Source organism: Flavivirga algicola, from assembly GCF_012910715.1.
Lineage (GTDB): Bacteria > Bacteroidota > Bacteroidia > Flavobacteriales > Flavobacteriaceae > Flavivirga > Flavivirga algicola.
Map to the genome: position 1 here is coordinate 256,467 of NZ_JABBHF010000007.1, position 21,828 is coordinate 278,294.

A 21,828-nucleotide genomic window follows, 5' to 3' on the forward strand; every position below is an offset into this window, starting at 1 on the left:
CGATTTTTATAATCGGCTTTTTTTATTCTAACAAAACACTCACTATATTTGCGTTGTGATACAACAAGCTACATTTTTATTTATTAGTGGTGCAGAAATAGCATTTATACTATTTATTGTTATCATGGTTTTTGGTGCAGATAAGTTACCAGAAATTGCTCGCGGTTTAGGTAAAGGCATGCGTACCCTTAAAGACGCTACAAACGATATTAAGCATGAAATTACCAAAACAGCCGAAAAAAATGGAATCGATACGAGCATTACAGACGACGTTAAAAAAGAGCTCAACAAAGTTAAAGATGACTTAGAGGATTTTACGGGTTCTGTAAAACGTAAATTCTAATCTTTATGTAAGTTTTACCTTTACTATATACCTGTTAACGTTTAAATTAGGGTTTTCAACGAGTATTTTCATTTTCTCGCGTATTGAAAAATATATTGCGAATCCAAATCTATAATCCTAACAAAATGAAAACAATCCTACTTGTATGTTTTCTGTGCATTGTAAACTTGTCTTATTCTCAAGACGATAAGCACACAATCTTCCAAATAGATAGTTTAAATTCTGAAGCTTTACAGTTTTATGACAATAATGAGATTGTAAATGCATTAGCTTCAATTAACCAGTCCAAAAGGTTATCGGTATCTATTAATGATGTTTATGGGAGTGCTTTGGCTAATTTCATTCAAGGTCAAATTTATACATCCATAGAAGAATATGATGCAGCCGAGAGCAGATTTATTACCACACTTAAATCTTCCATAGAAATTGACGATAATTATTTAATAGCAAAATCATATTTAAACTTAGGGAAATTATACAAAAAGGAGAAATCGTTTAATCTGGTACGTTCTTATTTTGAGAATGCATTAAAACATGCATCTACAGGTGATGTTAAGGATCATAATAACCTTGACAAGCAACTAAATGTTTTGTTTGATATTCAAATTAATTTATGCCAATTATATCTGGAGAATAACCTAACCGAAAAGGCATTAATTTATCTTTTACGAGCAGAGGAAAATTTGAATAGCTATAAGGCAGATTCAAATGCTTATGCATATTTCAAGTATACACAAGGTTTATATTTTATTAAAAAAGAATTGTATACTAATGCCAATAAAAAGTTCAATGAAGCTTTAGCTTTTTTAGAACAAAATAATAGTGGTAACAGACAAAATTATAATTTACTTTTACTTAATATCTATAAAAAGCTAGCCTTGTCTTTAGATAAACAAGATTTAGACAAACAGGCCTACAATGCCCTATTGAAATATAATAATTATTTGTATAAATTTATCAATGAGGCGCAATTTGAACGAAAGTCAATTGCTGGATCTAAATACCTTATTGAAGATTATAAAAAAGATGCTCAAATAGCGAATACGGAACGTATACAACAAGTTGAAATTACCAATAAAGTAAAAAACTTAAACATTATTATAACGGTAGCACTATTCCTGTTTTTGGTGTCGTTAATTACAGTTTATAGAAGTTATATTTCTAAAAGAAAATTAACCAATATTTTAAAAGACCAGAATGAACAATTAGAAATTGCTCGAAATGAAGCAGTGAAATCATCAGAGTTGAAATCGAAATTTATTTCTAATGTAACCCACGAGTTAAGAACACCTCTTTATGGTGTTGTTGGTATTACCTCATTGCTTCTTGAAAATAATGATTTAAGCGAAAATGATACGAAGCTTATAAATTCACTTAAATATTCAGGAGATTATTTGTTAAATCTTATTAATGATATTTTACAAGTAAGCAAAATTGAATCCCAAAAAATAGAGCTGAAGAACACTTCGGTTAATTTAAAATCATTAATAAAGAATATTGTAGATTCTTTTGATTTCAGATTAAAAGAAACCAATAATAAAATCAATGTATTAATTGATAAACAACTTCCGCAATACATAAAATGCGATAAAGTAAGACTGTCTCAAATTCTAATTAATTTAATAGGAAACAGTATAAAATTTACAGCAAATGGATGTATTAATCTTCGCGTGATCATGTTAGATACCAATACAAACGAAGTTAAAATACGTTTTGAAATTGAAGATGATGGTTGTGGTATACCAAAACATAAATTTGATACTGTTTTTGACAACTTTTCTCAATTAGATGAAAATAATAACATTAACTATCAAGGCACAGGTTTGGGGCTTTCAATAACCAAAAATTTGGTAGAACTATTTAACAGTAAAATTGAACTTGCAAGTGAAGTAGGGGTTGGAACAACTTTTAGTTTTAATATCACTTTTGAAATAGACGTCGATAAAGTAGAAAAGAATGAGCAGGAATTCAAAAATAAAGTCGGAATAAAAACTTTCAATAATAAATACAAGATTTTAGTAGTAGAAGACAATAAGATAAATCAGGTTGTTACACAAAATTTACTTAAGAAAGCGAATTACGAATCTGTTGTGGTTAATAACGGTTTGGAGGCATTAAATATAGCTAAGATCAATGATTTTGATCTTATTTTAATGGATATTAACATGCCAGTGATGAACGGTAAAGAGGCAACGCGTCTTATTAGGGAATTCGATACTAATATTCCTATAATAGCCTTAACGGCATCCGATGTCGATAGTATAAAAAAGGACTGTGATGATAATGGTATTGGTTTTAATGATATTATTTATAAGCCTTTTGATACGTATGAATTTTATCAAGTTATAGAAACAAACATTCAATTAAGTAAATCGTGCAAGCTACCCGATAATGATAACCCTGTAAAATCTCTTTTGGCAGTATAAAGTACCGCTATTTGCATATATCATAAACTTCTTTTCATCCAGTGTTTATAAAACCTAGCATAAATTAAAAGAATAGCCATTTTTTGACTTAAATGGCTATTTGGTTTTTAATAAAATGTAGTTTGTAAAAACTATATGCAGTTCGTCAGAAATTAGTTTCAGTAACCAAACTTTAAAAGTTTCTTTGAGGTATTAATAGTTAAATTTAAACCATGAAGAAAATTATATTACTGACCCTTATTTTATTATGCATTCCCGTAATAGTACTAAGAGATTCTTATAACAAAAAAAATAATTACTCCAATTTGCCAAAGGATGAAAAGTGGGAGTATGTTAAGGAAAGAATTTTACCAAAAAATAAATTATTTTTTAATGGAGAATTAAGGATTCATAAGTTTAGTGGTCCTATTTTATATAAACTATATAATGCTACATCTGAAGATAGTTTGGCGTTAGAAAACCTTATAGAAGAACTTAAGCCATTATTGCCCAATAAAGAGATAAATTATTTTAAGCGTTATACAGGTATGTCACTTGGTGACCCTTTTTTAATAAATGAAAAAGATAGCATAGATATAAATGGTTACAATTTTGAACATTTAAAGAAATATACTATTAGACTATTTTTTGGATCAAAAAATCCCTCAATGAGAATAGATTCATCTCGGTCTAATTTCATTCATGAAAAACCAGGTTTTAGTCATATAACTTATGGGAAAAATATTGAGAGTGGAGTAGCATTTTCGGAAAATCATTATTCATTTGATGAAACCATGTCGATAGAGGAACGTCAAAAAATGTTGGAGCCCTTTTTCATTAGAACAATAGCATGTGCAAGTTTTTTTGAGTTAAAGTCAAAAAAAATAGTCAACTCCCAAAAGTCTATACTAAACGACAAAGAAACTGTTTTTATAGATTATGAATTTAGTGACTTAGATAAATTCTTATTACAAAAATTATATTCACCTACTTTATTGGAAGAGATTAAAGCATACATGAATAATGCTTATCCTTGGAAGTATACTAGTAATTATTTTGATAAGGATAAAACTAGAATAATTGCAATTTGGATTTGTTCTATACTGGCTGTTACTTTATTTTCGCTAAGTTTTGGTATTTTTTATAGAAAAAAATATAAGTACCTCTATCTTAGTTATTTCGCACCCATTTTAATGGGGGTTACGTGTTTGTTTAATGTACTTTACGTTTATGGGTATATTATAGAACCGGCTCTTTTAACAGATGTAACGATATATGTCGTATTAAGTATTATTTTGATAACAATTGCTTCAATGGCAGCATTTTGTTTAATGCTTTTTGATAAATATGTTATTAAAGATAGTATGCCTTTTACCTTGCAACTTATTTTAAAAATGTGTTTTACATTTCTCATTTTTATAATACCTGTTGTTATTGTTTTTATTGCAGAAAATAAGTATGGTAATTGGTTCATGAGAATTAATCCGTTTATAGCTGCCAGTTTTGTTTTTACTTTAATTAGAGGTGTTTTATTGTATTTAGATTATTTTTCAGATTCTTTAATAAAGCAAAAAGACGTCGAATTAAGTAAATTAAAAGAAGTTAACGCTCAAGCGGAAGTAAAACTTCTGCAGTCGCAAATTAATCCACATTTTTTATATAATTCGTTAAATTCTATTGCTACTTTAGCATCTACAGATACTGCTAAGACAGAAAAAATGGCATTATCCTTATCCGATTTGTTTAAATATACCATCAATAGAAAAGGAAAAAAGGAAAGCTCCATTAGTGATGAGGTACAGATGGTCAAGAACTATTTAGAAGTTGAGCAAATTCGTTTTGGTGATCGCTTAAATTTTGATATCGAAGTAGATAGGGGTCTGGAGCGTATAAAAATACCAATGTTTCTTATTCAGCCTTTAATAGAAAATGCTGTAAAACATGGCATCTCTAAAATCGAAGAAGAGGGTGTAATAAAATTGATAATTTCTAAAAGTCGGTCTGGTGTCGCGATTACAGTTATAGATAATGGTCCACAATTTCCTGATGGATTAGTCAGTGGTCATGGTTTGCAAACTGTTTACGATTTATTAAGGCTAAGTTATGGTGATAATGCATTGCTAAGTTGGGAAAATACGCCAGAAAAAAGAATTATGATTACTATTAATAACATTGCTTAACATGCAGAAACCATATACAACATTAATTATTGATGATGAGCCTTTAGCAAGAGAACGTTTAAATAAATTACTCATTAATTTTCCTGAGACTATCAACATCATAGGTTCTGCAAAAAACGGTACAGATGCAAAACAAAAGATTAAAGCGTTAAGCCCAGATTTAATATTTCTGGATATTGAAATGCCAGGACTTACAGGTTTTCAGTTAATAGAAAGTCTGGAAACCATACCGCTAATTGTTTTTTGTACGGCTTACGATACATATTCATTAAAGGCTTTTGAAACGAATAGTATCGATTATTTAGTGAAACCTGTAAGATTAGAACGTTTAGAGAAAACGATGGGTAAATTGAAACAGTTTAATACAAGAAGTACTTCACAAGACATTTTAGATGTTATAAAGAACATAACTGTAGCTAAAGAAGAAAGGAAGATGACATCTATTGCTGTTAAAAAGGGAGATAAATTAATATTTTTAAAATTAGACGATATATTTTATTTTGAAGCTAGTGATAAATATGTAACCATAAATACAGATAAAGAGGGCTTTATAACAGAAAAGTCGTTATCCCAATTAGAATCCAGATTACCAGATTATTTTTTAAGAGTACATAGGAGCTTTATTGTTAACATTAACTGTGTTAAAGAGATTCAAAAGTATTTTAATAGTAAATATGTTATAAGTCTCAATAATAAAAAACGAACAAATATAACGACAGGAAGAAGCTATAAAGAAAAAATAAAAGAGTGGATCGATATGTAACTTTTATTACAAGTAATATACTAACTTTAGCGAGGTGTAGAATTTGTGATTTTTATGGAATTAAGGATAAAAAAATATATCATTATTAAAACATAGTCGTATGAAAAAAATAAGCATAATTATAATTTTTACTTTGGTACTAGTTTCTTGTCATGTTAGAGTTGAATCTGTTAGGGAGACCTATACTAATGATGCTAGCTTAAGCGAAGAAATTAAGGATCGACGATCGCTTACACAAATCGCTTATCACGGTAAAGATATAGAGGAGAGGAGATCGGCAGTAAGCAAATTGGAGAACCAAAGTTCACTTGCGCATGTCGCTTATCATGATAAAGATGCCGAGATAAGGAAATTGGCAGTTGGTAAGTTGGTCAATCAAAGTTCGCTTGCACACGTGGCGTATCATGACAAAAATATGGAGGTAAGAAAATTGGCTATAAGTAAGCTGGCCAATCAAAGTTCACTTGCTCATGTCGCTTATCATGATAAAGATGTCCAGATAAGGGAAATAGCAGTTAATAGGTTAGCCAATCAAAGTTCGCTTGCACACGTGGCATATCATGACAGAGATGCACAGATAAGGAAATTAGCGGTTGGTAGGTTGACTAATCAAAGCTCGCTTGCTCATGTCGCTTATCATGATAAGGATATCCAAGTAAGGAAACTCGCTGTTGGTAAATTAACAAATCGAAATTCTCTTTTACATGTGGTTAATCACGATAAAGATATGCAAGTAAGGGCATTAGCCAAAAAAGTGTTGGAGCAGGTTTTGTATTAATCTTTTGGTGGTTCTATTTAGGAAATAAAATATCTAAGTAAAAAGGTATTTGTTTACCTCATTTTACCTTTCTGCTTATAGTCAATCCGTCCCTAATAGGTAAGACAACGGTTTCAACTCGATCATCATTTTTTAGAAGGATATTATATTCTAAAAGTGCTTTAGTGGCCATATCATCAGGTTTTAGGTCTTCAAGTATTTTACCGCTCCAAAGAACATTGTCTGATAAGATAATACCTCCAGGGTTTAGTTTGTCAATAACTATATTAAAATAACTGGGATAGTTTTCTTTATCGGCATCAATGAACACCAAATCGAAAATTGTATTTAGGGTTGGAATGATTTCTAGGGCATCACCAATATGCTGAAAAATTTGATTACCATGATCTGATTTGTTGAAATATTTTCGTTGGAAGTCCGCTAATTCTTCATTGATATCTATGGTATGTAATGCTCCAGAAGCTTGCATGCCTTCAGCTAAACATAAAGCAGAATATCCTGTGTAAGTACCTATTTCTAAGATGTTCTTTGGATTTACTAGCTTAGATATTATGCTTAGAACACGACCTTGGTAATGCCCGCTAAGCATGCGTGGCTGTAATATTTTTTGATAGGTTTCTCTACCAAGTTGCTGTAATAATTCAGGTTCATTTTCAGAATGTTTTACAACGTAGTCATCTAATTCTTCAGGTATAAAATGCATGGATATTGGTTAATGAATGCCAGATCGGATATTTTGATAACTGGCGAAATTAGTATTACAAATATACCAACAATAGATGTTTAAGACATTTTAATTAGCTAAAATTCGATTTACTAATTTTTGTTTCTCAGTTTCATCGTTACCAAATAACCAGCGTAATACATTGTCTTCCCATATATCCTCGTATTGTTTTTTGTCGATAATATTTTTATTGATGGCCAGATCCAATAATTTCCCAGGGTAAGAAGATTGGGCATCGCTTTCCATTTCACCAAGAGGGTAGGGGTCGTCTAATCCCATAATAACTTGATTGCTGCCTTGCCGGTCTATCATAAGTTTTAGCGAATCGGTATCGTGAACCAAGGTGTCAAAATAAATATTTGGATGACCGACGGCTTTTCTTGGGTGGTGTTTTCCTTTAAATAAATCGGGTCTGCCATCAAACCCTTGAATACGTCTTCCTAAATTCATTTGGGCCAGTTGTCCACCATGCGCAAAACAGGTTCTTATATTAGGAAAACGTTCTTGCATGCCATTCAAAGTATAAAAATGATAAGCGTCTCCGCACTGCGCAAGCATCCATATTAAATGGAACCGCCATGAAGAATTTTCTAGATTTATCATTTTGTCTCCATCATAAGGATGTATTTCAATAGCTAATTTATATGTGTCAGCCAATTCAAAGATAGCATCGTTTTCTTGGTCGAAAACAGATCGCCATTGTCCAATAGAATCCATGAAATGTGTTGGTAAACATAATACTTTCATATCTAATTGTTCCACACAGCGTTCGATTTCATATAGAGCACCATGAATAAAGCCAGGGTGTACTACAAAACCACAAGTGAATTTTTTGGGGTGGTCATGCTGTATTTTAGCATTAAAATCATTTTGAAACCGGAGTGCTTTTTTCATTTCTTCTAAGCGTAGTCCGTTACCATAAAGTTGTGATAAGTTTAAAACAACAGCATGGTCTAATTTGTTACGTTCCATCCATTCTAATTTTTCATGTAAGAAAAAACTAGAATCTGTTACAGGTCTTCTCCAGCCTTTTTGAAGCATGTATTTACGTTCGTCATCCACCCAGAAAATTTCTTTTTCTTTCATGAATTGGGGAATTTCCTCAGGGTAAGGAAGTAAATGCGAATGCCCGTTGATGCGGAGTTTACGTGCCATATTTTTTATTTAAATTTTTTTAGGGGCCTCCATTTTTGTGTCACATTTTTTGCAAGTGCATTTTTCCTCGCTAGAGTAGTACTTGTCAAAAATCTTGGGCATATCTGTTTCTATATTATCAAGCTTGAATTTCTTTCTATACAATAAATTATTGCAGTTTTCACAATACCATTCTAAAGCATCTTTCATTTTTTTAGAGCGAGGATATTCAATAACCAATCCAACTGTATTAGCAATACGTTGTGGCGAATGCGGTACTTTTGGAGGCAATAGGTAAATATCACCTTCTTTTATATGTACATCCTCTGGCTGTCCATTATTTATAATTTTTAAGACCATATCACCTTCTACCTGATAGAAAAATTCTGGAGTTTCATTATAATGATAGTCTTTTCTATTATTGGGACCGCCAACAACCATCACAATAAAATCACCATCCTTCCAAACACATTTGTTCCCAACAGGTGGTTTTAAAAGATGCCTATTTTCTTCTATCCAAGCTTTAAAATTTAAGGGAGAAACTAGTTTACTCATGTTTTTGTATTTTTTGGTGAACACTTCTAATTTTAGGGTTTTACTTGTTATAAAGTTACAAACTTTTTGTCCTTCCACCATCAACAGGGAGGTTTATTCCATTAACATAACTTGCAGCCTCACTTGCCAAAAAAGTAACCACATTTGCAGTCTCTTCAGGTTTGGCAAAACGTTTTGCGGGTGTATGGTTTTTCATAATTTTAGTCATTTCTTCAACTGAAATATCTGTTCCTTTTGCTTTAATGGTGATAATTTCTGTTAAGCGTTCAGTATCGGTAAATCCAGGTAACACATTATTTACGGTAATACCAAAAGCCGCTACCTCGTTTGATAGCGTTTTGCTCCAATTACCTACAGCACCTCTAATGGTATTACTAACACCAAGGCCAGGAATAGGCTCCTTTACTGATGTTGAAATAATATTGATAATCCTTCCAAAACCTTCATCTTTCATAAATGGAATTGTAGCTTGAGCTAACACATGATTACATTTAAGGTGTTGTACAAAAGCATTTTCAAACTCATCTAAACTAGCTGTTAAAATGTTCCCGCTCCTTGGTCCGCCAGTATTATTAACTAGAATATGAAACCCATGATTACTATTAATAAATTTGATAACCTGTTCTTGTAAATCCCTGGGATTCGAAAAATCTGCTACAATAAGGCTATGGTTTCCGTGTTCGGGTAATTCATTTAAAACAGCCTTGAGTTTTTCCCGGTTTCTGGCTACTAAAGTTACGTTAACACCTTCTTGTGCTAATGCAATAGCAGTTGCTTTACCAATGCCTTGCGTGCTTCCACAAACCAGAGCATTTTTATTGTTTAAGTTTAGATTCATATTATTCGTATATTATTTTAGCACGTGGGCTTAATTTTTCCATTAATTTTTCAGGGCTCTTTACGGTGTTAAACCCAAATTTTTCGTATAACTTATGTGCGTCTTTTGTTGCTAACATCCACTTGTCTATACTTTTCAGTTCGGGGTAGTTTAAAATCTTATCTATTAACAGTTTTGAGTATCCTTTACCTTGGTGCGACTCAATAACAAAAACATCTAAAAGATATGCGAAAAAGACCTTATCGGTCATGACCCTAGCATAAGCGATTTGGTTTCCATTGAGAAAGAGGCCAAAGTTGATGGTGTTTTCCATAGCTGTTTTCTGCTCTTTCAAGGTTCTTGATGTTCCCCAATAAGAGTTTTTAACAAATGAATAGATAAGATTTAAATCCATATCATTGGTTTCGGATGAAAAATAAATATTGTTTTCTAAAGCTACCATGCCGTCATAGAATTAATATTTTATACACACATTTTTGGCTTCAGTGAAAAAACGTAATGCTTCAAAACCCCCTTCACGACCTACACCAGAAGCTTTAATCCCGCCAAAGGGTGTTCTTAAGTCACGTAGCATCCAAGTATTAACCCAAACGATGCCAGATTGTAATTGGTTGCTCATACTCATAGTGCGTTTTAAGCTATTTGTCCACAATGTTGCCGATAATCCATATTTAACCTTATTGGCCATTTGTAATACGTCATCTTCTGTATTAAAGGGCATGATCGTTACAATAGGGCCAAAAATTTCTTCCTGATTGACTCTACATGCATCTGTTGTCACTTCAATAACTGTAGGTTCTAAATAGTACCCGTCTTGGTGACCAGTAACGGTAACTTTATTTCCTCCACAAAGAATGGTTCCGTTTTCCTCTTTAGCAATGCCAATATATTGCATGACTTTCTCAAGATGCGATTTAGAAACCAAAGCGCCAATGTCTGTATCTTTTTTTGAAGGATGTCCCACCTTGAGCTGTTTCGTTTTTTCAACAAAATCAGTTTTGAATTTTTCATAAATGCTTGCCTCTACAAAAATACGGCTACCACATAAACAAATTTGACCTTGGTTGGCAAAGGATGAACGAACAGTTGTTTCTAGCATATCATTATAATTGCAATCCGCAAAGATGATATTAGGGTTTTTGCCACCGAGTTCTAATGATAATTTTTTAAACATTGGTGCTGCTACCTTGGCAATATGAGCTCCTGTTTCGGTACCTCCCGTAAATGAAATCGCTTTAATATCTGGGTGTTCTATAATAGCTTGTCCAGTCGTACTGCCTAATCCGTGAATAATGTTTAAAACGCCTTTTGGCAGTCCTGCTTCTGAGCAAATCTCTCCAAATAAATAAGCAGTCATGGGTGTTACTTCGCTTGGCTTAGCAATAACACAATTTCCTGCTGCAATGGCTGGAGCAATTTTCCAGGTGAAGAGGTAGAGCGGTAGGTTCCAGGGAGATATACAACCAACAACTCCTATAGGTTGACGCAGTGTATAATTTATAGCATCATGGCCAATACTTTCATGGCTTTCACTTGCAAATTGTGTAATGGCGTTTCCAAAAAAACGAAAATTACTTGCGGCTCTGGGAATATCAACAGCTTTTGCTAGGCTTATAGGTTTGCCAGTGTCTTTACTTTCGACTTCTGCAAAGCGTTGTAAATGAACTTCTAGTAATTCTGAGATTCTGATTAAAATTCTGCTCCGTTCTTCTAAAGTGGTTTGCGACCAGCTTGGAAAAGCTGATTTAGCGGCAATGTACGCATTTTCTACATCTGCTTTTGAAGAGTTAGGGGTTTGCCCATACACTTTACCGTCAGCAGGGCAATAGTTGTCTATCCAATTGTTTGATGATGGATTTAGAAATTGACCGTTTATGTAGTTTTTTATTTGCTTCATTTTTGTCATTCCTGCGTAGGCAGGAATCTAATCTTTTAGTTCTGTTTTTTTACTATATTTTTCTCAATGCCATTTATAAACAATTAAATTTCATTCTATTTCTTTAGTGGTTTATAAGCCATTACCTTAATCTCCACAACCAAATCTGGATGTGGTAATTGATGGACTGCGACAGTGGTTCGTGTTGGTCCGGTTTTTGCATCAAAGAACTCGGCATATGCTTTGTTATAGCTAGCAAAATCATTCATGTTTACTAAAAAAGATGTGACATCAACAATATCTTTTAAAGTAGCACCTTCTTTAGCTAAATTCTTTTCTATATTCTTTATAACCTCGCGAGTTTGTACTTCAATGTTTAAGCGTTTGGAGCCCATCTCGTCAATAATATCAACGCCTGCTATAGTGTTATCTGGTCTACGGGAACTGGTCCCCGATACAAATATAAAATCGCCAACACGTTTGGTATGTGGGTAAGCACCTCGTGGTGTAACTTGTTTCTTTTCACTCATAGTTATTGTTTTAATCCTGCGATTCTATCATCTTCAAGAATATTATTGGTTTCTTGCTGGACGCTTTTTAAGATGACCTTTAATTCCTCTTTTGTCATATCTGATGTTGGGATACTTTTATCTGCTATCATGTTTAAAATAGCTTTATCTTGTGCTCGCCCTCTTGTCATCGCTTCATGATAACCAATGTTTTCATGAAAGGTAACCAAAGAATATTTTGATGAATATGCGTTAGGAAAATTTTGTTCCAAAGCCATTTCTAATTTACGTTTTTCCTGAAATATAGGGTTGGCAACATGGTCTTTCATTTCATGAAAGTTATCTATAGCTAAGTCAGCAATGGCATCAGTGTCTTTTTTACGAGTTGCCTCATAGGCCTTAAATACAGCTTCCCAGTTTCCTGAATTCTGATCTAAAATAGCGTCAAATTCAACAACATCTTCAAAAGAAGCATTCATGCCTTGACCGTAAAATGGAACAATAGCATGCGCAGAATCTCCCATTAATAAGGTATTGCCCTTATAATGCCAAGGCGAGCATTTTACAGTTCCTAGTGGTGCTGTTGGGTTTTTAAAGAAATCTTCAATAAGATTTGGCATTAGGCTTAAAGCATCAGGAAACTCTTTTTGAAAGAATTCTGAAACAATTTCTGGAGTTGTTAAATTATTGAAATTATACACACCTTCATCATAACTTAAAAATAGCGTCACTGTAAAACTACCATCTAAATTTGGAAGGGCAATAAGCATGAAAGAACCACGAGGCCATATGTGCAATGCGTTTTTATAAGTTTTATAATCACCTGTTTTAGTTGGTAGAATACTTAATTCTTTGTAACCATGTGTTAAATAGTCTTGGGAAAAACTGAACAAGAATTTTTTTGCTAAATAATAACTCTTGCGCATTGCAGATCCTGCACCATCTGTAGCGATAATAACATCTGCATCTTCAACAAATTCCGATTTCGTTTCATAATCTTTAAACAGGGCTGTTGTCTTTTTAAAATTGACCGATTTACATTTTTTATTAAAATAAATAGACACATTTTCATGCTTTTCGGCTTCATCCAAAAGTAAGGCATTCAACCCGCCACGGGACACCGAGTTGATGTACTCATGATCGCGTCCGCTATAATTTGATAAAAAAGTATGACCTTCTTTATCATGAATCATACGACCATTCATAGGAATGCAAAGTGCCTTTACTTTCTCTTCTATACCAACAAGCTTCATGGCCTTGTTACCACGGTCTGAAAATGCTAAGTTTATAGAACGACCAGCACTAATATCTACTTTGCGCAAGTCTGGACGCATCTCATAAACCGAAACATTATAACCTCTTTGTCCCAAACGTAAAGCCAAGAGCGATCCACAAAGTCCAGCACCTATAATGAGTATGTTTTGTTGTTTTTTCATGTTAATCGTCCTGAACCTGTTTCAGGACTTCATTTTAATTTAAAATCAATTTAATATGCTTTTTAACTTATCAACCATATGATAAACATCTTGAAATGAATTATAAAGCGGTGTGGGAGCACAACGAATAACATCAGGTTCTCTCCAATCACTTATAACGCCAACTTCGGTTAATTTATCATGCAGTGTTTTATCGGCATTTAAAACCTGAATGGAGAGTTGACAACCACGTTCTTCAGGGTTGGCTGGTGTAATTATTTTAATAGTGCCTTCTCCTAATTGCTTTAACAAAAATTCAAAATAACCTGTTAGTCTTTTAGATTTGTCGATCAACTTTTTTATGCCTATTTCATTAAAAATGTCCAAAGATGCTTTAATGGCAGCCATAGATAGTATTGGCGGATTACTAAGTTGCCAACCTTCAGCACCAGGAAGTACATCGAATTCCTGACGCATATTAAAACGTGTTTGTTTGTTATGGCTCCACCAACCTGTAAAACGATTTAAATCTTTGTTGTATGCATGCCTTTCATGAACAAAACAGCCAGCCAGACTTCCAGGGCCTGAATTTAAATATTTATAGGTACACCATACGGCAAAGTCTGCTCCAGAATCGTGTAAATTAAGAGCTACATTACCAGCGCCATGGGCGCAATCAAATCCAACCATGCATTGGTATTTATGCCCCAGGCTTGTGATGCGCTTTAGATCGAAATATTGACCTGTGTAGTAGTTCACACCGCCAATCATTATTAATGAGACTTCGCTACCATGTTTTTCGAGAATATCTTCCAAATCTTCATAACGTAATAATTCTTCATCTTTTCTAGGTTTCCAAAGGATTAAACCTTCTTTGTCATCAAAACCATGATGCCGTAATTGAGATTCTACAGCATATTTATCTGAAGGAAAGGCATCACTTTCTATAATTATTTTGTAACGTGTTTTTGTTGGCTTATAAAATGATACCATCATAAAATGCAAATTACCAGTTAATGTGTTCATGGTAACAACTTCAATAGGTTTTGCACCAACAACATTTGCCATGCTTTCGGCTAAAAACTCATGATAAGGTAGCCAAGGGTTTTTTGCCTCGGTATGCCCTTCTACTCCCAAATTAGCCCAATCTTCCAATTCTTGATTTATGTATGTTTTTGTTTGCTTTGGTTGAAGCCCAAGGGAATTTCCTGTCATATAAATCAATTCATTTCCTTTTTTGTCTTTAGGAATATGAAATCGATTACGGTAATTAGAAAGTTCATCTAATACATCTTGTTGCTTTGCGTAATCTAAGGTTGCTTTATACATGTTAAAGCCAATGGTTTAATGTTAAAATTTATGATTATGCTGATGAAAAGATTGTTTTTTTACAAAAAAATCCAAAATCGTTTCATTATACGAAACACTGTTTCAAAATTAATACTTATTTTTGAATAACAAAAATTATTCTACCTCTCAAAATAAAAGAAAATTTGATTATAAAGCTTGTATGGAAGATGTTAATAAAGATTTAAATTTATCAGTTATCAAAGCTTTTAGGCTTTTAGATACTTATTTAAATGATAAACAAGAATGGGGTGTCCGCGAATTGGCAAAAAAGACAGGTTATAACAAAACAACTACCTACCGTTTACTAAGTACATTAGAGTATTTAGATGTTGTGCAAAAGAATGATAACGATAAGTATATTTTAGGACTAAAATTATTTGAATTAGGGAATTTGGTTTCTATACACAAATCATTAAGGAGTTATTCTCGAATTCCTTTGGAGAATATTGCTAAAGAAATTAAAGAAACAGTGCATTTAGGAGTCTTAAGAAACGATCAGGTATTATATTTGAACAAGGCAGAAAGCCCATTAGGTTTGAAGGTTAGTACGCAAATAGGATCATATCAGGAGGCTTATTGTACGGCCTTAGGAAAAATACTTCTAGCTTTTTCGTCCACAAATCAAATTTCAGATTATTTAAAAAATGTCAAACTAAAAGCGCGTACTTCAAATACTATAACCAATTCTGAGGATTTATTGCTTGAACTTAAAAAGGTAAAAGAAAAGGTATATGCATTAGATATGGAAGAGCTTGAATTAGGACTTATTTGTATTGCTATACCTGTGTTTAACAAAAAGAAAGAAGTTATTGCCAGCATTAGTGTTTCTGGACCGTCTAGTAGATTTAAACCAGAAAATATAACGTCTTATTTGTCTATTATAAAGAAAGGAGCTTTGGAAATAGAGGAGCATATATCCGATTATAATTAAGCCCTATGCATAATCATTTTTTGTACCTTTAGTGAAAACTACATATTATGGGCAAGATCAAAGAATACTCAAACGGGGAAACTACGGTTGTTTGGGAAGCTGAAAAATGCATTCATTCGGCAATTTGTGCTAAAGGTTTACCAGAAGTTTTCCAGCCAAAAGTACGACCGTGGGTTAAAATAGATGCGGCATCAACAGATGCTATTGTAAATCAAGTCAAACAATGTCCTTCTGGGGCATTACGTTATTATATGAATGCCGAGGGAGATAAAACAGCAGAAGCATTAGAAACCAAAGTTGAGGTTCTAGAAAATGGACCGCTTTTGGTTTACGGGACACTAAAGGTCACTTATAAAGATGGTACAGAAGAAACAAAAAATAAAACAACCGCGTTTTGTAGGTGCGGAGCTTCGGCAAACAAACCTTTTTGTGATGGTACACATGTAACTAATAAATTTAAAGGCTAAAAAGAAGCATAAATAAAAGAAAAGCGCTTCAATTTCTAATAATTGAAGCGCTTTTGATATATATAGACGCAAATGCGGAAAGTTCTATTTATACTTTATATACGATTTAAGTCGAAGACTGGATCTTTTCATTACACAAAATCTAAAAAATATTTGAAAATTTGCTGTAAAATAAGATGACTAGTGAGTAAAGTCGATTTTTATATTAGTGAAATTAAGGTTCCAATTAGTGCCTGCTTTTTTGTGATCTAAAGCAATCTTAATACCTCCGAAATCTTGATAATTTTCAAAAGTTGTGATCATGGACGGTTCGTTGGTGTTTCCTTTTCTAAAAATCCATTCTTTAATTAAGAAGTCATTTCCGTAAAAAATATCGTAAGCGTCTCCAGGTGTATAACCACCTTCACTAGAATAAGTCAAGGTTATTTTGTTCATTTCGGTTTTACTAATTGGGGCAATTTCTTTTACTGGCTCCGAAATGCTCAGTCCTTCATCCCAAATTAATTGAAATGGTACTAACAACCAGTATTTATCATTTATAAAATTACCATCTAGCTTTGTTTTTGTTGAATCGATTTTACTTCTATTGTATAAAACTATGGAGTCGCCTCCTGTTGAAAAATTAACCTCATTTATTTTGGGTTTCCAGGCCCAAATTCTTTCAAAATGACTACTGTCTTTGTCTACATTAAAAGTGAAATTAATTTTATCGACGTGTTTCCAGTTTTTGTAACCGTGGGCATTTGCTATTTTTTCGGCTATGGTAAGAGGCTTTATCTCTAATATTTTTTCTTCCTTTTGTTTGCATGAAAGGCTTAGCAAGAGAAGAAACATGATAAGGGTGAACTTTTTCATAATAGAAATTTTTGGTAAAGATATTGAACATTCCATAAGAAGTTTTATCTTGATGAATTAAATTTTTATAATGGATAATAATGATATCTATTTTAATACCAATAAGGCTACCTGGAATGATAAAGTAAGGGTGCATGCTCAAAGTGACATGTATCATTTAGATGATTTTAAAAAAGGGAAATCTTCTTTAAAGCCTTATGAATTAGAAGCTTTGGGAGGTGTAAAAGGGAAATCACTTTTACACTTACAATGTCATTTTGGTCAGGATACGTTGAGTTGGAGTAGGTTAGGAGCTAAATGTACTGGTGTCGATTTAAGTGATGAAGGTATTAAGCTGGCAAAAAGCCTAAACAAGGAATTGAATTTAGATGCTGAATTTGTTTGCTGCAATGTTTTAAATACTTCCGATTTTATAAAGGAAACATTTGATATCGTTTTTACAAGTTATGGTGTGATTGGTTGGTTGCCTGATTTAAAACCCTGGGGACAAATGATCGCTGAACGTTTAAAAAAAGGAGGTACATTTTTTATGGCAGAATTTCACCCTATTGTTTGGATGTTCGATTATTTAGAGGGGAAGCCTGTTATGAAATACGGATATATGCAGGCCGATGTGATTTATGAAGAATATGAAGGTACATATGCCAACCAGGGAGCAAAGATGGTGAGTAAAGAATATGGTTGGAATCATGGTTTGGGCGAAGTGGTTTCTGCTTTAACGGAAGCTGGTTTACGTATTGAATATTTAAAGGAGTATGACGAAAGTCCTTATAATGTCTTACCGGATTTGGAGAAAACGGAGTCTGGAATGTATGCGACCAAAGACAAATTCTATCCTTTGATTTTTACATTAAAAGCGACCAAATTGTAGATTTTAAGTGGTTTTTTAAATGAAGGAAGGTGTTTGCTTAGTGAAAAAGACTATTACAGTATTTAAATAGAAATTAAAGAATTAAAGTTATTATCTAACCCTTTTAAGGATAGTTTTTTGTTAATTTTATATCCTCTAAAAATAGGAGATTTATTTTGCTTGAGAGATCCATTTATTGTTGTTAAATAATTCAGAATTTTGAGCAGGTGACAATAATTCTGTTTGTTATAATTAAGTTCATATTCATCAATACCCAAAGAGATTGACTTAATATCTCCAGATATCAAGTCAAATTTTTCTTGAATATTGTTAGTCAATTTATACTCAGGATTTTGATGTTTTTTTTCCTTTAATAATATAGCAATACCACCAATTAAATTATAAGCTAATGCGAAATATGCAAATCCGTAGGAGCGTTTTCTAATTTTAAATTTCCCTTTCTTTTCTTTGAAATCATGTTTTTCGTAGAATCCACTTTTACTTAATACGGCCCATTGACTAATTATTGAATATGACCATTCAATAAAATCGTCAAAATTCATATTTCTAAATATTGCATAAATATGGTATGAACTTTCTAAAATAGTAAGGTCATTCAGTGAAATGGTACTTTTAGGTTCGATATGATAAAAGGTAATATCTTTTAAAAGCATTGCGGTTTCTTCTGCATTACAAGATTTTAAATAAAGTAGGAAATCATCTGATTTGATAAGGATTTTATCATGTGGTTCTAATTGTTTTCCTCGTTTATCTAATGCGTAAGCAGGTGCCCATAAAGGATTTTCCATTCCATCAAAATCGACCAAAGCCCATATATTTGAATTTTTCACGCTCTCAGTAAGTGTAACCAACCTTATAATTGAGCCTTTTGGTCCAAATCGTTTAAACTGAACTCTTGCACCTACAAAAAAAATAGATGACCTTACATCAGGCTGAGAAATTCGTCTCCTAACTGATTGGGATTGACTTTTAAATTGACTAGAGAACCAAAAAATAGACAAATTAAATTGAATTGCTTTTTCGATGAATTCACCCAAATTGGAATATGTTCTTATTGATTCATATTCTTGACCAGCCCAACAGCTTACTAACTTTGCCTGATTGATGTTCTTGTCTCCTTTTCTAATAGTAAAAGATGTTGTAGCGGTTGGGTCAATAAATTCTACTGGTAAGAAAGATATTTCAGAACTAAAATTGTAATCTATAGTATCCGAAACAAAAGTTCCTACTTTGTCAAGTGACGGTATCTTAATCCCAATTTCTAGATGACTATCTTCTGTAAAGAAAGCCTTGAACTCACACCCATTCATAACAGAATAGAAGTCAAGTAGCGACTCAGGTAAAACGCCTTTATTGATATCTATGTCATTTTTTGATAAAGGTTCATTCACTTGATAATCAAGAATGGTTAAATCTTTTCTTTCATTAAGAGAAATTAGTAAGTCCTTTAAGTCTTTTGTGGCTTCAATTGTGCTCATCCTAATTAATTATATTGCAATTGTAGGGTTCCGTTTCAATTAATTTCATCTATTTTAAATAAGCTGCAATTAATTACTTTTTGTAATCAATTTTCAATCAATCTATATCACAAATCAACCAATTTCATCCTACAATCTGTTTTGCCAAATAGCAAAATGTCACAAATGAGTCAACCAACGTCACAAATTGGTCATTATCACATTTTACACTTGTTTTAGAGCAAAAACTTACTTTGGATTTTTATTTTTGGAGCGTATATTAAAAATTTCTCAAACTCTCTATATGTTGAAAAAAATACTTAATCTACTAACAACTTATTTCACGCTTGGTGCAGATGAAAATACCAGCATAAATGATTTAAAAAAAATCACTTTGTTACATATTTTTTGTAATACCTGGCATTTATTTACCATACTTACTTTTATAGGGGATTTTTATAATAATCAACTGTTGCTGATGAGTTATGCTGTTATGTTATCTTTTGTTATTAGTGTACAGGTTCTGCTCTATCTAAAAAAACTTTTAGCCGCTAGTCTTTTGTTTATTTTTAACCTGTCTGTTACTGCCTTCATTTTTTCTAATTATTTATATGTAGGAGAGCTTTTGGAATATTATTTTTTGTTGCCTCCAGCAATAGCGCTCATTTATATTGATAATCGAAAATTGAATATTGCCATATTGGTTATTTGTTTATTAGGCTTATATGTCCCCAATTTATATTTCGATCATTATCCACATTCTGTTCTAAACAATAAAAACCCACCTTTTTTGTTTTTCAGCATTTTTATAGTGATTAGTTATTTTAAAAACCTCAATATCCGCAATGAGAAAATACTGAAAGCTAAAACGGAACAATTGGAGGAGTTGGATAAGTTTAAATCACAATTTTTTACCAATATCTCTCATGAAATACGCACACCATTGGCTTTGATTAATGGGCATATTTCTGATCTGGATCTAGTTCCCAATTCTCCTAGAACGCAAGAAATTCAGCAAAACGTAAAAAAACAGATTCATAAGATTACCGATATGGTAGATAGTGTGTTGGATTTAGCCAAAATACAATCTTCTAACTTTAGCTTACAGTTAAAACTTACCAATGTCTCCAATCTAATTAGAAAACAATACATGTATTTTGAGCCTTTGTTCAGTCAGAAAAATATTGCTTTCCATATTTCTGATAATACAACAGATTATTATTCTTTTATAGATACCGTATTTTTTGAAAAAGCAATGAATAATCTTATTATAAATGCTTTAAAATATACGCATGAAGGGAAAGTTGCTATTGATAGCTATGAGGAAAACGGACAATTGGTTCTTAAAATTTCAGATACAGGTATTGGTATAGCTAACAGCGAGTTTGAGAGTATTTTTAATAGGTTTTACCAAATTAATAACGACATTAATAAATCTGGCGGTAGTGGTGTTGGTTTGGCTTTTTGTAAAGAAATTATTGAGCTGCATCAGGGCAAGATTTCTCTGAAAAGTGAACTGAACAAAGGGAGTATATTTACCATTGTTTTGCCATTGGAAAAAAGTTTACCCAATGTTATTGTACAGGATAAGGTTTCGATTAAAAAAGCAGAAAAAACCAAAGTAACAGAAAACGTGCTTGTCAATAATTCTAGATATCGTTTTTTAATTGTTGATGATAATTATGATATGCGAAAATACTTGATATCCATTTTAGAGAATCATTTTTGTTTAGAAGCTTCAAATGGTTTAGAAGCACTAGAAATTATTGCTCAAAATACTATAGATTTTATTATTACAGACTATATGATGCCAAAATTAAACGGCTATGACTTGGTTTCTGAACTAAACCGAAACAACAGTCATATACCTGTTATTATGCTAACAGCAAAAACCAACATGGATGCCAAATTAGATGTTTTAAAATTGGGCATTGACGACTATATTACAAAGCCTTTTGATAAAGGAGAATTGTTAACACGTATTGATAACTGTATTAAAAACTATGCTTCCAGAAGTTTATATAATAAAGAGCACGATATTAACGTAGAGGATTTAAAAAAGGATTTATTTATTGACCAACTAAAGGAATATATTATGGAAAATTCAAACAGCACGTTTTTAAACCAAGATATGATTGCTCTTGAATTTAATATTTCCAAAAGCTCTTTTTACAGAAAAATCAAAAGCAATACAGGGTTGAGTCCTAATAATTTTATACGCGAAATAAAACTTCAAAAAGCAAGAGGGATTTTGCAGAATAATCAGAACATTTCACTTAAGGAACTTTCTTTTGAAGTTGGGTTTAACCATATTAGTTATTTTTCTAAGATATATGAAAGGCGTTTCGGTGTAAAGCCTTTGAATGATAGGTGATTA

The 21,828-nt window shown here is 32.4% G+C and carries 20 protein-coding genes; 9 read left to right on the top strand and 11 right to left on the bottom strand.

Annotated features, from left to right (window positions below; all coding sequences use genetic code 11):
* Positions 1–55: 55 nt before the first annotated feature.
* The 5 genes from HHX25_RS13620 (at position 56) to HHX25_RS13640 (ending at position 6,469) form a co-directional block, all read left to right on the top strand.
* Positions 56–343, top strand: coding sequence for a Sec-independent protein translocase subunit TatA/TatB (locus HHX25_RS13620; protein ID WP_169674539.1), 288 nt, complete (start codon positions 56–58; stop codon positions 341–343).
* A 125-nt stretch (positions 344–468) separates the two neighbouring features.
* Positions 469–2,769: an ATP-binding response regulator gene (locus tag HHX25_RS13625; RefSeq protein WP_169674542.1), complete on the top strand. Its 2,301-nt coding sequence runs from the start codon at positions 469–471 to the stop codon at positions 2,767–2,769.
* 212 nt (positions 2,770–2,981) lie between these two features.
* The gene (locus HHX25_RS13630) at positions 2,982–4,928 is read left to right on the top strand and encodes a sensor histidine kinase (RefSeq protein ID WP_169674545.1); all 1,947 of its coding nucleotides are present in this window, start codon (positions 2,982–2,984) and stop codon (positions 4,926–4,928) included.
* Position 4,929: 1 nt separating this feature from the next.
* Positions 4,930–5,691 carry a LytR/AlgR family response regulator transcription factor gene (locus HHX25_RS13635; RefSeq protein WP_169674548.1) on the top strand — a complete coding sequence of 254 codons (762 nt, stop codon included), beginning with the start codon at positions 4,930–4,932 and terminating at the stop codon, positions 5,689–5,691.
* Between the two features lie 100 nt (positions 5,692–5,791).
* Complete coding sequence (locus tag HHX25_RS13640) at positions 5,792–6,469, top strand: hypothetical protein (RefSeq protein WP_169674551.1); 678 nt, start codon at positions 5,792–5,794, stop codon at positions 6,467–6,469.
* Positions 6,470–6,527: 58 nt separating this feature from the next.
* Here HHX25_RS13640 and HHX25_RS13645 read toward each other — a convergent pair whose 3' ends face one another.
* The 9 genes from HHX25_RS13645 to kynU all read right to left on the bottom strand — a co-directional run bounded on the left by HHX25_RS13645 (position 6,528) and on the right by kynU (position 14,849).
* Positions 6,528–7,172, bottom strand: coding sequence for an O-methyltransferase (locus tag HHX25_RS13645; protein ID WP_169674554.1), 645 nt, complete (start codon positions 7,170–7,172; stop codon positions 6,528–6,530).
* A 90-nt stretch (positions 7,173–7,262) separates the two neighbouring features.
* Positions 7,263–8,348, bottom strand: coding sequence for an amidohydrolase family protein (locus HHX25_RS13650; protein ID WP_169674557.1), 1,086 nt, complete (start codon positions 8,346–8,348; stop codon positions 7,263–7,265).
* Positions 8,349–8,357: 9 nt separating this feature from the next.
* The gene (locus tag HHX25_RS13655; RefSeq protein ID WP_169674560.1) at positions 8,358–8,882 is read right to left on the bottom strand and encodes a 3-hydroxyanthranilate 3,4-dioxygenase; all 525 of its coding nucleotides are present in this window, start codon (positions 8,880–8,882) and stop codon (positions 8,358–8,360) included.
* 55 nt (positions 8,883–8,937) lie between these two features.
* Positions 8,938–9,720: an SDR family oxidoreductase gene (locus HHX25_RS13660; protein WP_169674563.1), complete on the bottom strand. Its 783-nt coding sequence runs from the start codon at positions 9,718–9,720 to the stop codon at positions 8,938–8,940.
* Position 9,721: 1 nt separating this feature from the next.
* A complete protein-coding gene (locus HHX25_RS13665) occupies positions 9,722–10,162 on the bottom strand; it encodes a GNAT family N-acetyltransferase (RefSeq protein WP_169674566.1) in 441 nt (146 codons plus the stop codon).
* Between the two features lie 12 nt (positions 10,163–10,174).
* The gene (locus HHX25_RS13670) at positions 10,175–11,617 is read right to left on the bottom strand and encodes an aldehyde dehydrogenase (protein ID WP_169674569.1); all 1,443 of its coding nucleotides are present in this window, start codon (positions 11,615–11,617) and stop codon (positions 10,175–10,177) included.
* A 95-nt stretch (positions 11,618–11,712) separates the two neighbouring features.
* Positions 11,713–12,126 (bottom strand): RidA family protein, encoded by a 414-nt coding sequence (locus HHX25_RS13675; RefSeq protein WP_169674572.1) that lies wholly within the window; start codon positions 12,124–12,126, stop codon positions 11,713–11,715.
* A gap of 2 nt (positions 12,127–12,128) precedes the next feature.
* Positions 12,129–13,541 (bottom strand): FAD-dependent oxidoreductase, encoded by a 1,413-nt coding sequence (locus HHX25_RS13680; protein ID WP_169674575.1) that lies wholly within the window; start codon positions 13,539–13,541, stop codon positions 12,129–12,131.
* 45 nt (positions 13,542–13,586) lie between these two features.
* Entirely contained in the window at positions 13,587–14,849 is a 1,263-nt protein-coding gene (gene kynU, locus HHX25_RS13685; RefSeq protein WP_169674578.1) for a kynureninase, read from the bottom strand.
* Between the two features lie 121 nt (positions 14,850–14,970).
* On the opposite strand from kynU, the gene HHX25_RS13690 reads away from it, so the two are divergent.
* The gene (locus tag HHX25_RS13690) at positions 14,971–15,801 is read left to right on the top strand and encodes an IclR family transcriptional regulator (RefSeq protein ID WP_240964535.1); all 831 of its coding nucleotides are present in this window, start codon (positions 14,971–14,973) and stop codon (positions 15,799–15,801) included.
* A 47-nt stretch (positions 15,802–15,848) separates the two neighbouring features.
* A complete protein-coding gene (locus HHX25_RS13695; protein ID WP_169674581.1) occupies positions 15,849–16,268 on the top strand; it encodes a (4Fe-4S)-binding protein in 420 nt (139 codons plus the stop codon).
* Positions 16,269–16,448: 180 nt separating this feature from the next.
* On the opposite strand, the gene HHX25_RS13700 is transcribed toward HHX25_RS13695, so the two are convergent.
* Positions 16,449–17,123 (bottom strand): hypothetical protein, encoded by a 675-nt coding sequence (locus HHX25_RS13700; RefSeq protein ID WP_169674583.1) that lies wholly within the window; start codon positions 17,121–17,123, stop codon positions 16,449–16,451.
* 70 nt (positions 17,124–17,193) lie between these two features.
* Here HHX25_RS13700 and HHX25_RS13705 point away from each other — a divergent pair, with 70 nt between their 5' ends.
* Positions 17,194–17,994: a class I SAM-dependent methyltransferase gene (locus tag HHX25_RS13705; protein WP_169674586.1), complete on the top strand. Its 801-nt coding sequence runs from the start codon at positions 17,194–17,196 to the stop codon at positions 17,992–17,994.
* Positions 17,995–18,056: 62 nt separating this feature from the next.
* Here HHX25_RS13705 and HHX25_RS13710 read toward each other — a convergent pair whose 3' ends face one another.
* Entirely contained in the window at positions 18,057–19,472 is a 1,416-nt protein-coding gene (locus tag HHX25_RS13710) for a hypothetical protein (RefSeq protein WP_169674590.1), read from the bottom strand.
* 283 nt (positions 19,473–19,755) lie between these two features.
* On the opposite strand from HHX25_RS13710, the gene HHX25_RS13715 reads away from it, so the two are divergent.
* Entirely contained in the window at positions 19,756–21,825 is a 2,070-nt protein-coding gene (locus HHX25_RS13715; protein WP_169674593.1) for a hybrid sensor histidine kinase/response regulator transcription factor, read from the top strand.
* Positions 21,826–21,828 lie beyond the last annotated feature (3 nt).

What these genes read in the sequence shown, in the direction of transcription:
- HHX25_RS13625 (WP_169674542.1), top strand. Translation starts at nt 469, where the DNA reads ATGAAAACAATCCTACTTGTATGTTTTCTGTGCATTGTAAACTTGTCT.
- HHX25_RS13630 (WP_169674545.1), top strand. Translation starts at nt 2,982, where the DNA reads ATGAAGAAAATTATATTACTGACCCTTATTTTATTATGCATTCCCGTA.
- HHX25_RS13635 (WP_169674548.1), top strand. Translation starts at nt 4,930, where the DNA reads ATGCAGAAACCATATACAACATTAATTATTGATGATGAGCCTTTAGCA.
- HHX25_RS13640 (WP_169674551.1), top strand. Translation starts at nt 5,792, where the DNA reads ATGAAAAAAATAAGCATAATTATAATTTTTACTTTGGTACTAGTTTCT.
- HHX25_RS13645 (WP_169674554.1), bottom strand. Translation starts at nt 7,172, where the DNA reads ATGCATTTTATACCTGAAGAATTAGATGACTACGTTGTAAAACATTCT.
- HHX25_RS13650 (WP_169674557.1), bottom strand. Translation starts at nt 8,348, where the DNA reads ATGGCACGTAAACTCCGCATCAACGGGCATTCGCATTTACTTCCTTAC.
- HHX25_RS13655 (WP_169674560.1), bottom strand. Translation starts at nt 8,882, where the DNA reads ATGAGTAAACTAGTTTCTCCCTTAAATTTTAAAGCTTGGATAGAAGAA.
- HHX25_RS13660 (WP_169674563.1), bottom strand. Translation starts at nt 9,720, where the DNA reads ATGAATCTAAACTTAAACAATAAAAATGCTCTGGTTTGTGGAAGCACG.
- HHX25_RS13665 (WP_169674566.1), bottom strand. Translation starts at nt 10,162, where the DNA reads ATGGTAGCTTTAGAAAACAATATTTATTTTTCATCCGAAACCAATGAT.
- HHX25_RS13670 (WP_169674569.1), bottom strand. Translation starts at nt 11,617, where the DNA reads ATGAAGCAAATAAAAAACTACATAAACGGTCAATTTCTAAATCCATCA.
- HHX25_RS13675 (WP_169674572.1), bottom strand. Translation starts at nt 12,126, where the DNA reads ATGAGTGAAAAGAAACAAGTTACACCACGAGGTGCTTACCCACATACC.
- HHX25_RS13680 (WP_169674575.1), bottom strand. Translation starts at nt 13,541, where the DNA reads ATGAAAAAACAACAAAACATACTCATTATAGGTGCTGGACTTTGTGGA.
- kynU (WP_169674578.1), bottom strand. Translation starts at nt 14,849, where the DNA reads ATGTATAAAGCAACCTTAGATTACGCAAAGCAACAAGATGTATTAGAT.
- HHX25_RS13695 (WP_169674581.1), top strand. Translation starts at nt 15,849, where the DNA reads ATGGGCAAGATCAAAGAATACTCAAACGGGGAAACTACGGTTGTTTGG.
- HHX25_RS13700 (WP_169674583.1), bottom strand. Translation starts at nt 17,123, where the DNA reads ATGAAAAAGTTCACCCTTATCATGTTTCTTCTCTTGCTAAGCCTTTCA.
- HHX25_RS13705 (WP_169674586.1), top strand. Translation starts at nt 17,194, where the DNA reads ATGGATAATAATGATATCTATTTTAATACCAATAAGGCTACCTGGAAT.
- HHX25_RS13710 (WP_169674590.1), bottom strand. Translation starts at nt 19,472, where the DNA reads ATGAGCACAATTGAAGCCACAAAAGACTTAAAGGACTTACTAATTTCT.
- HHX25_RS13715 (WP_169674593.1), top strand. Translation starts at nt 19,756, where the DNA reads ATGTTGAAAAAAATACTTAATCTACTAACAACTTATTTCACGCTTGGT.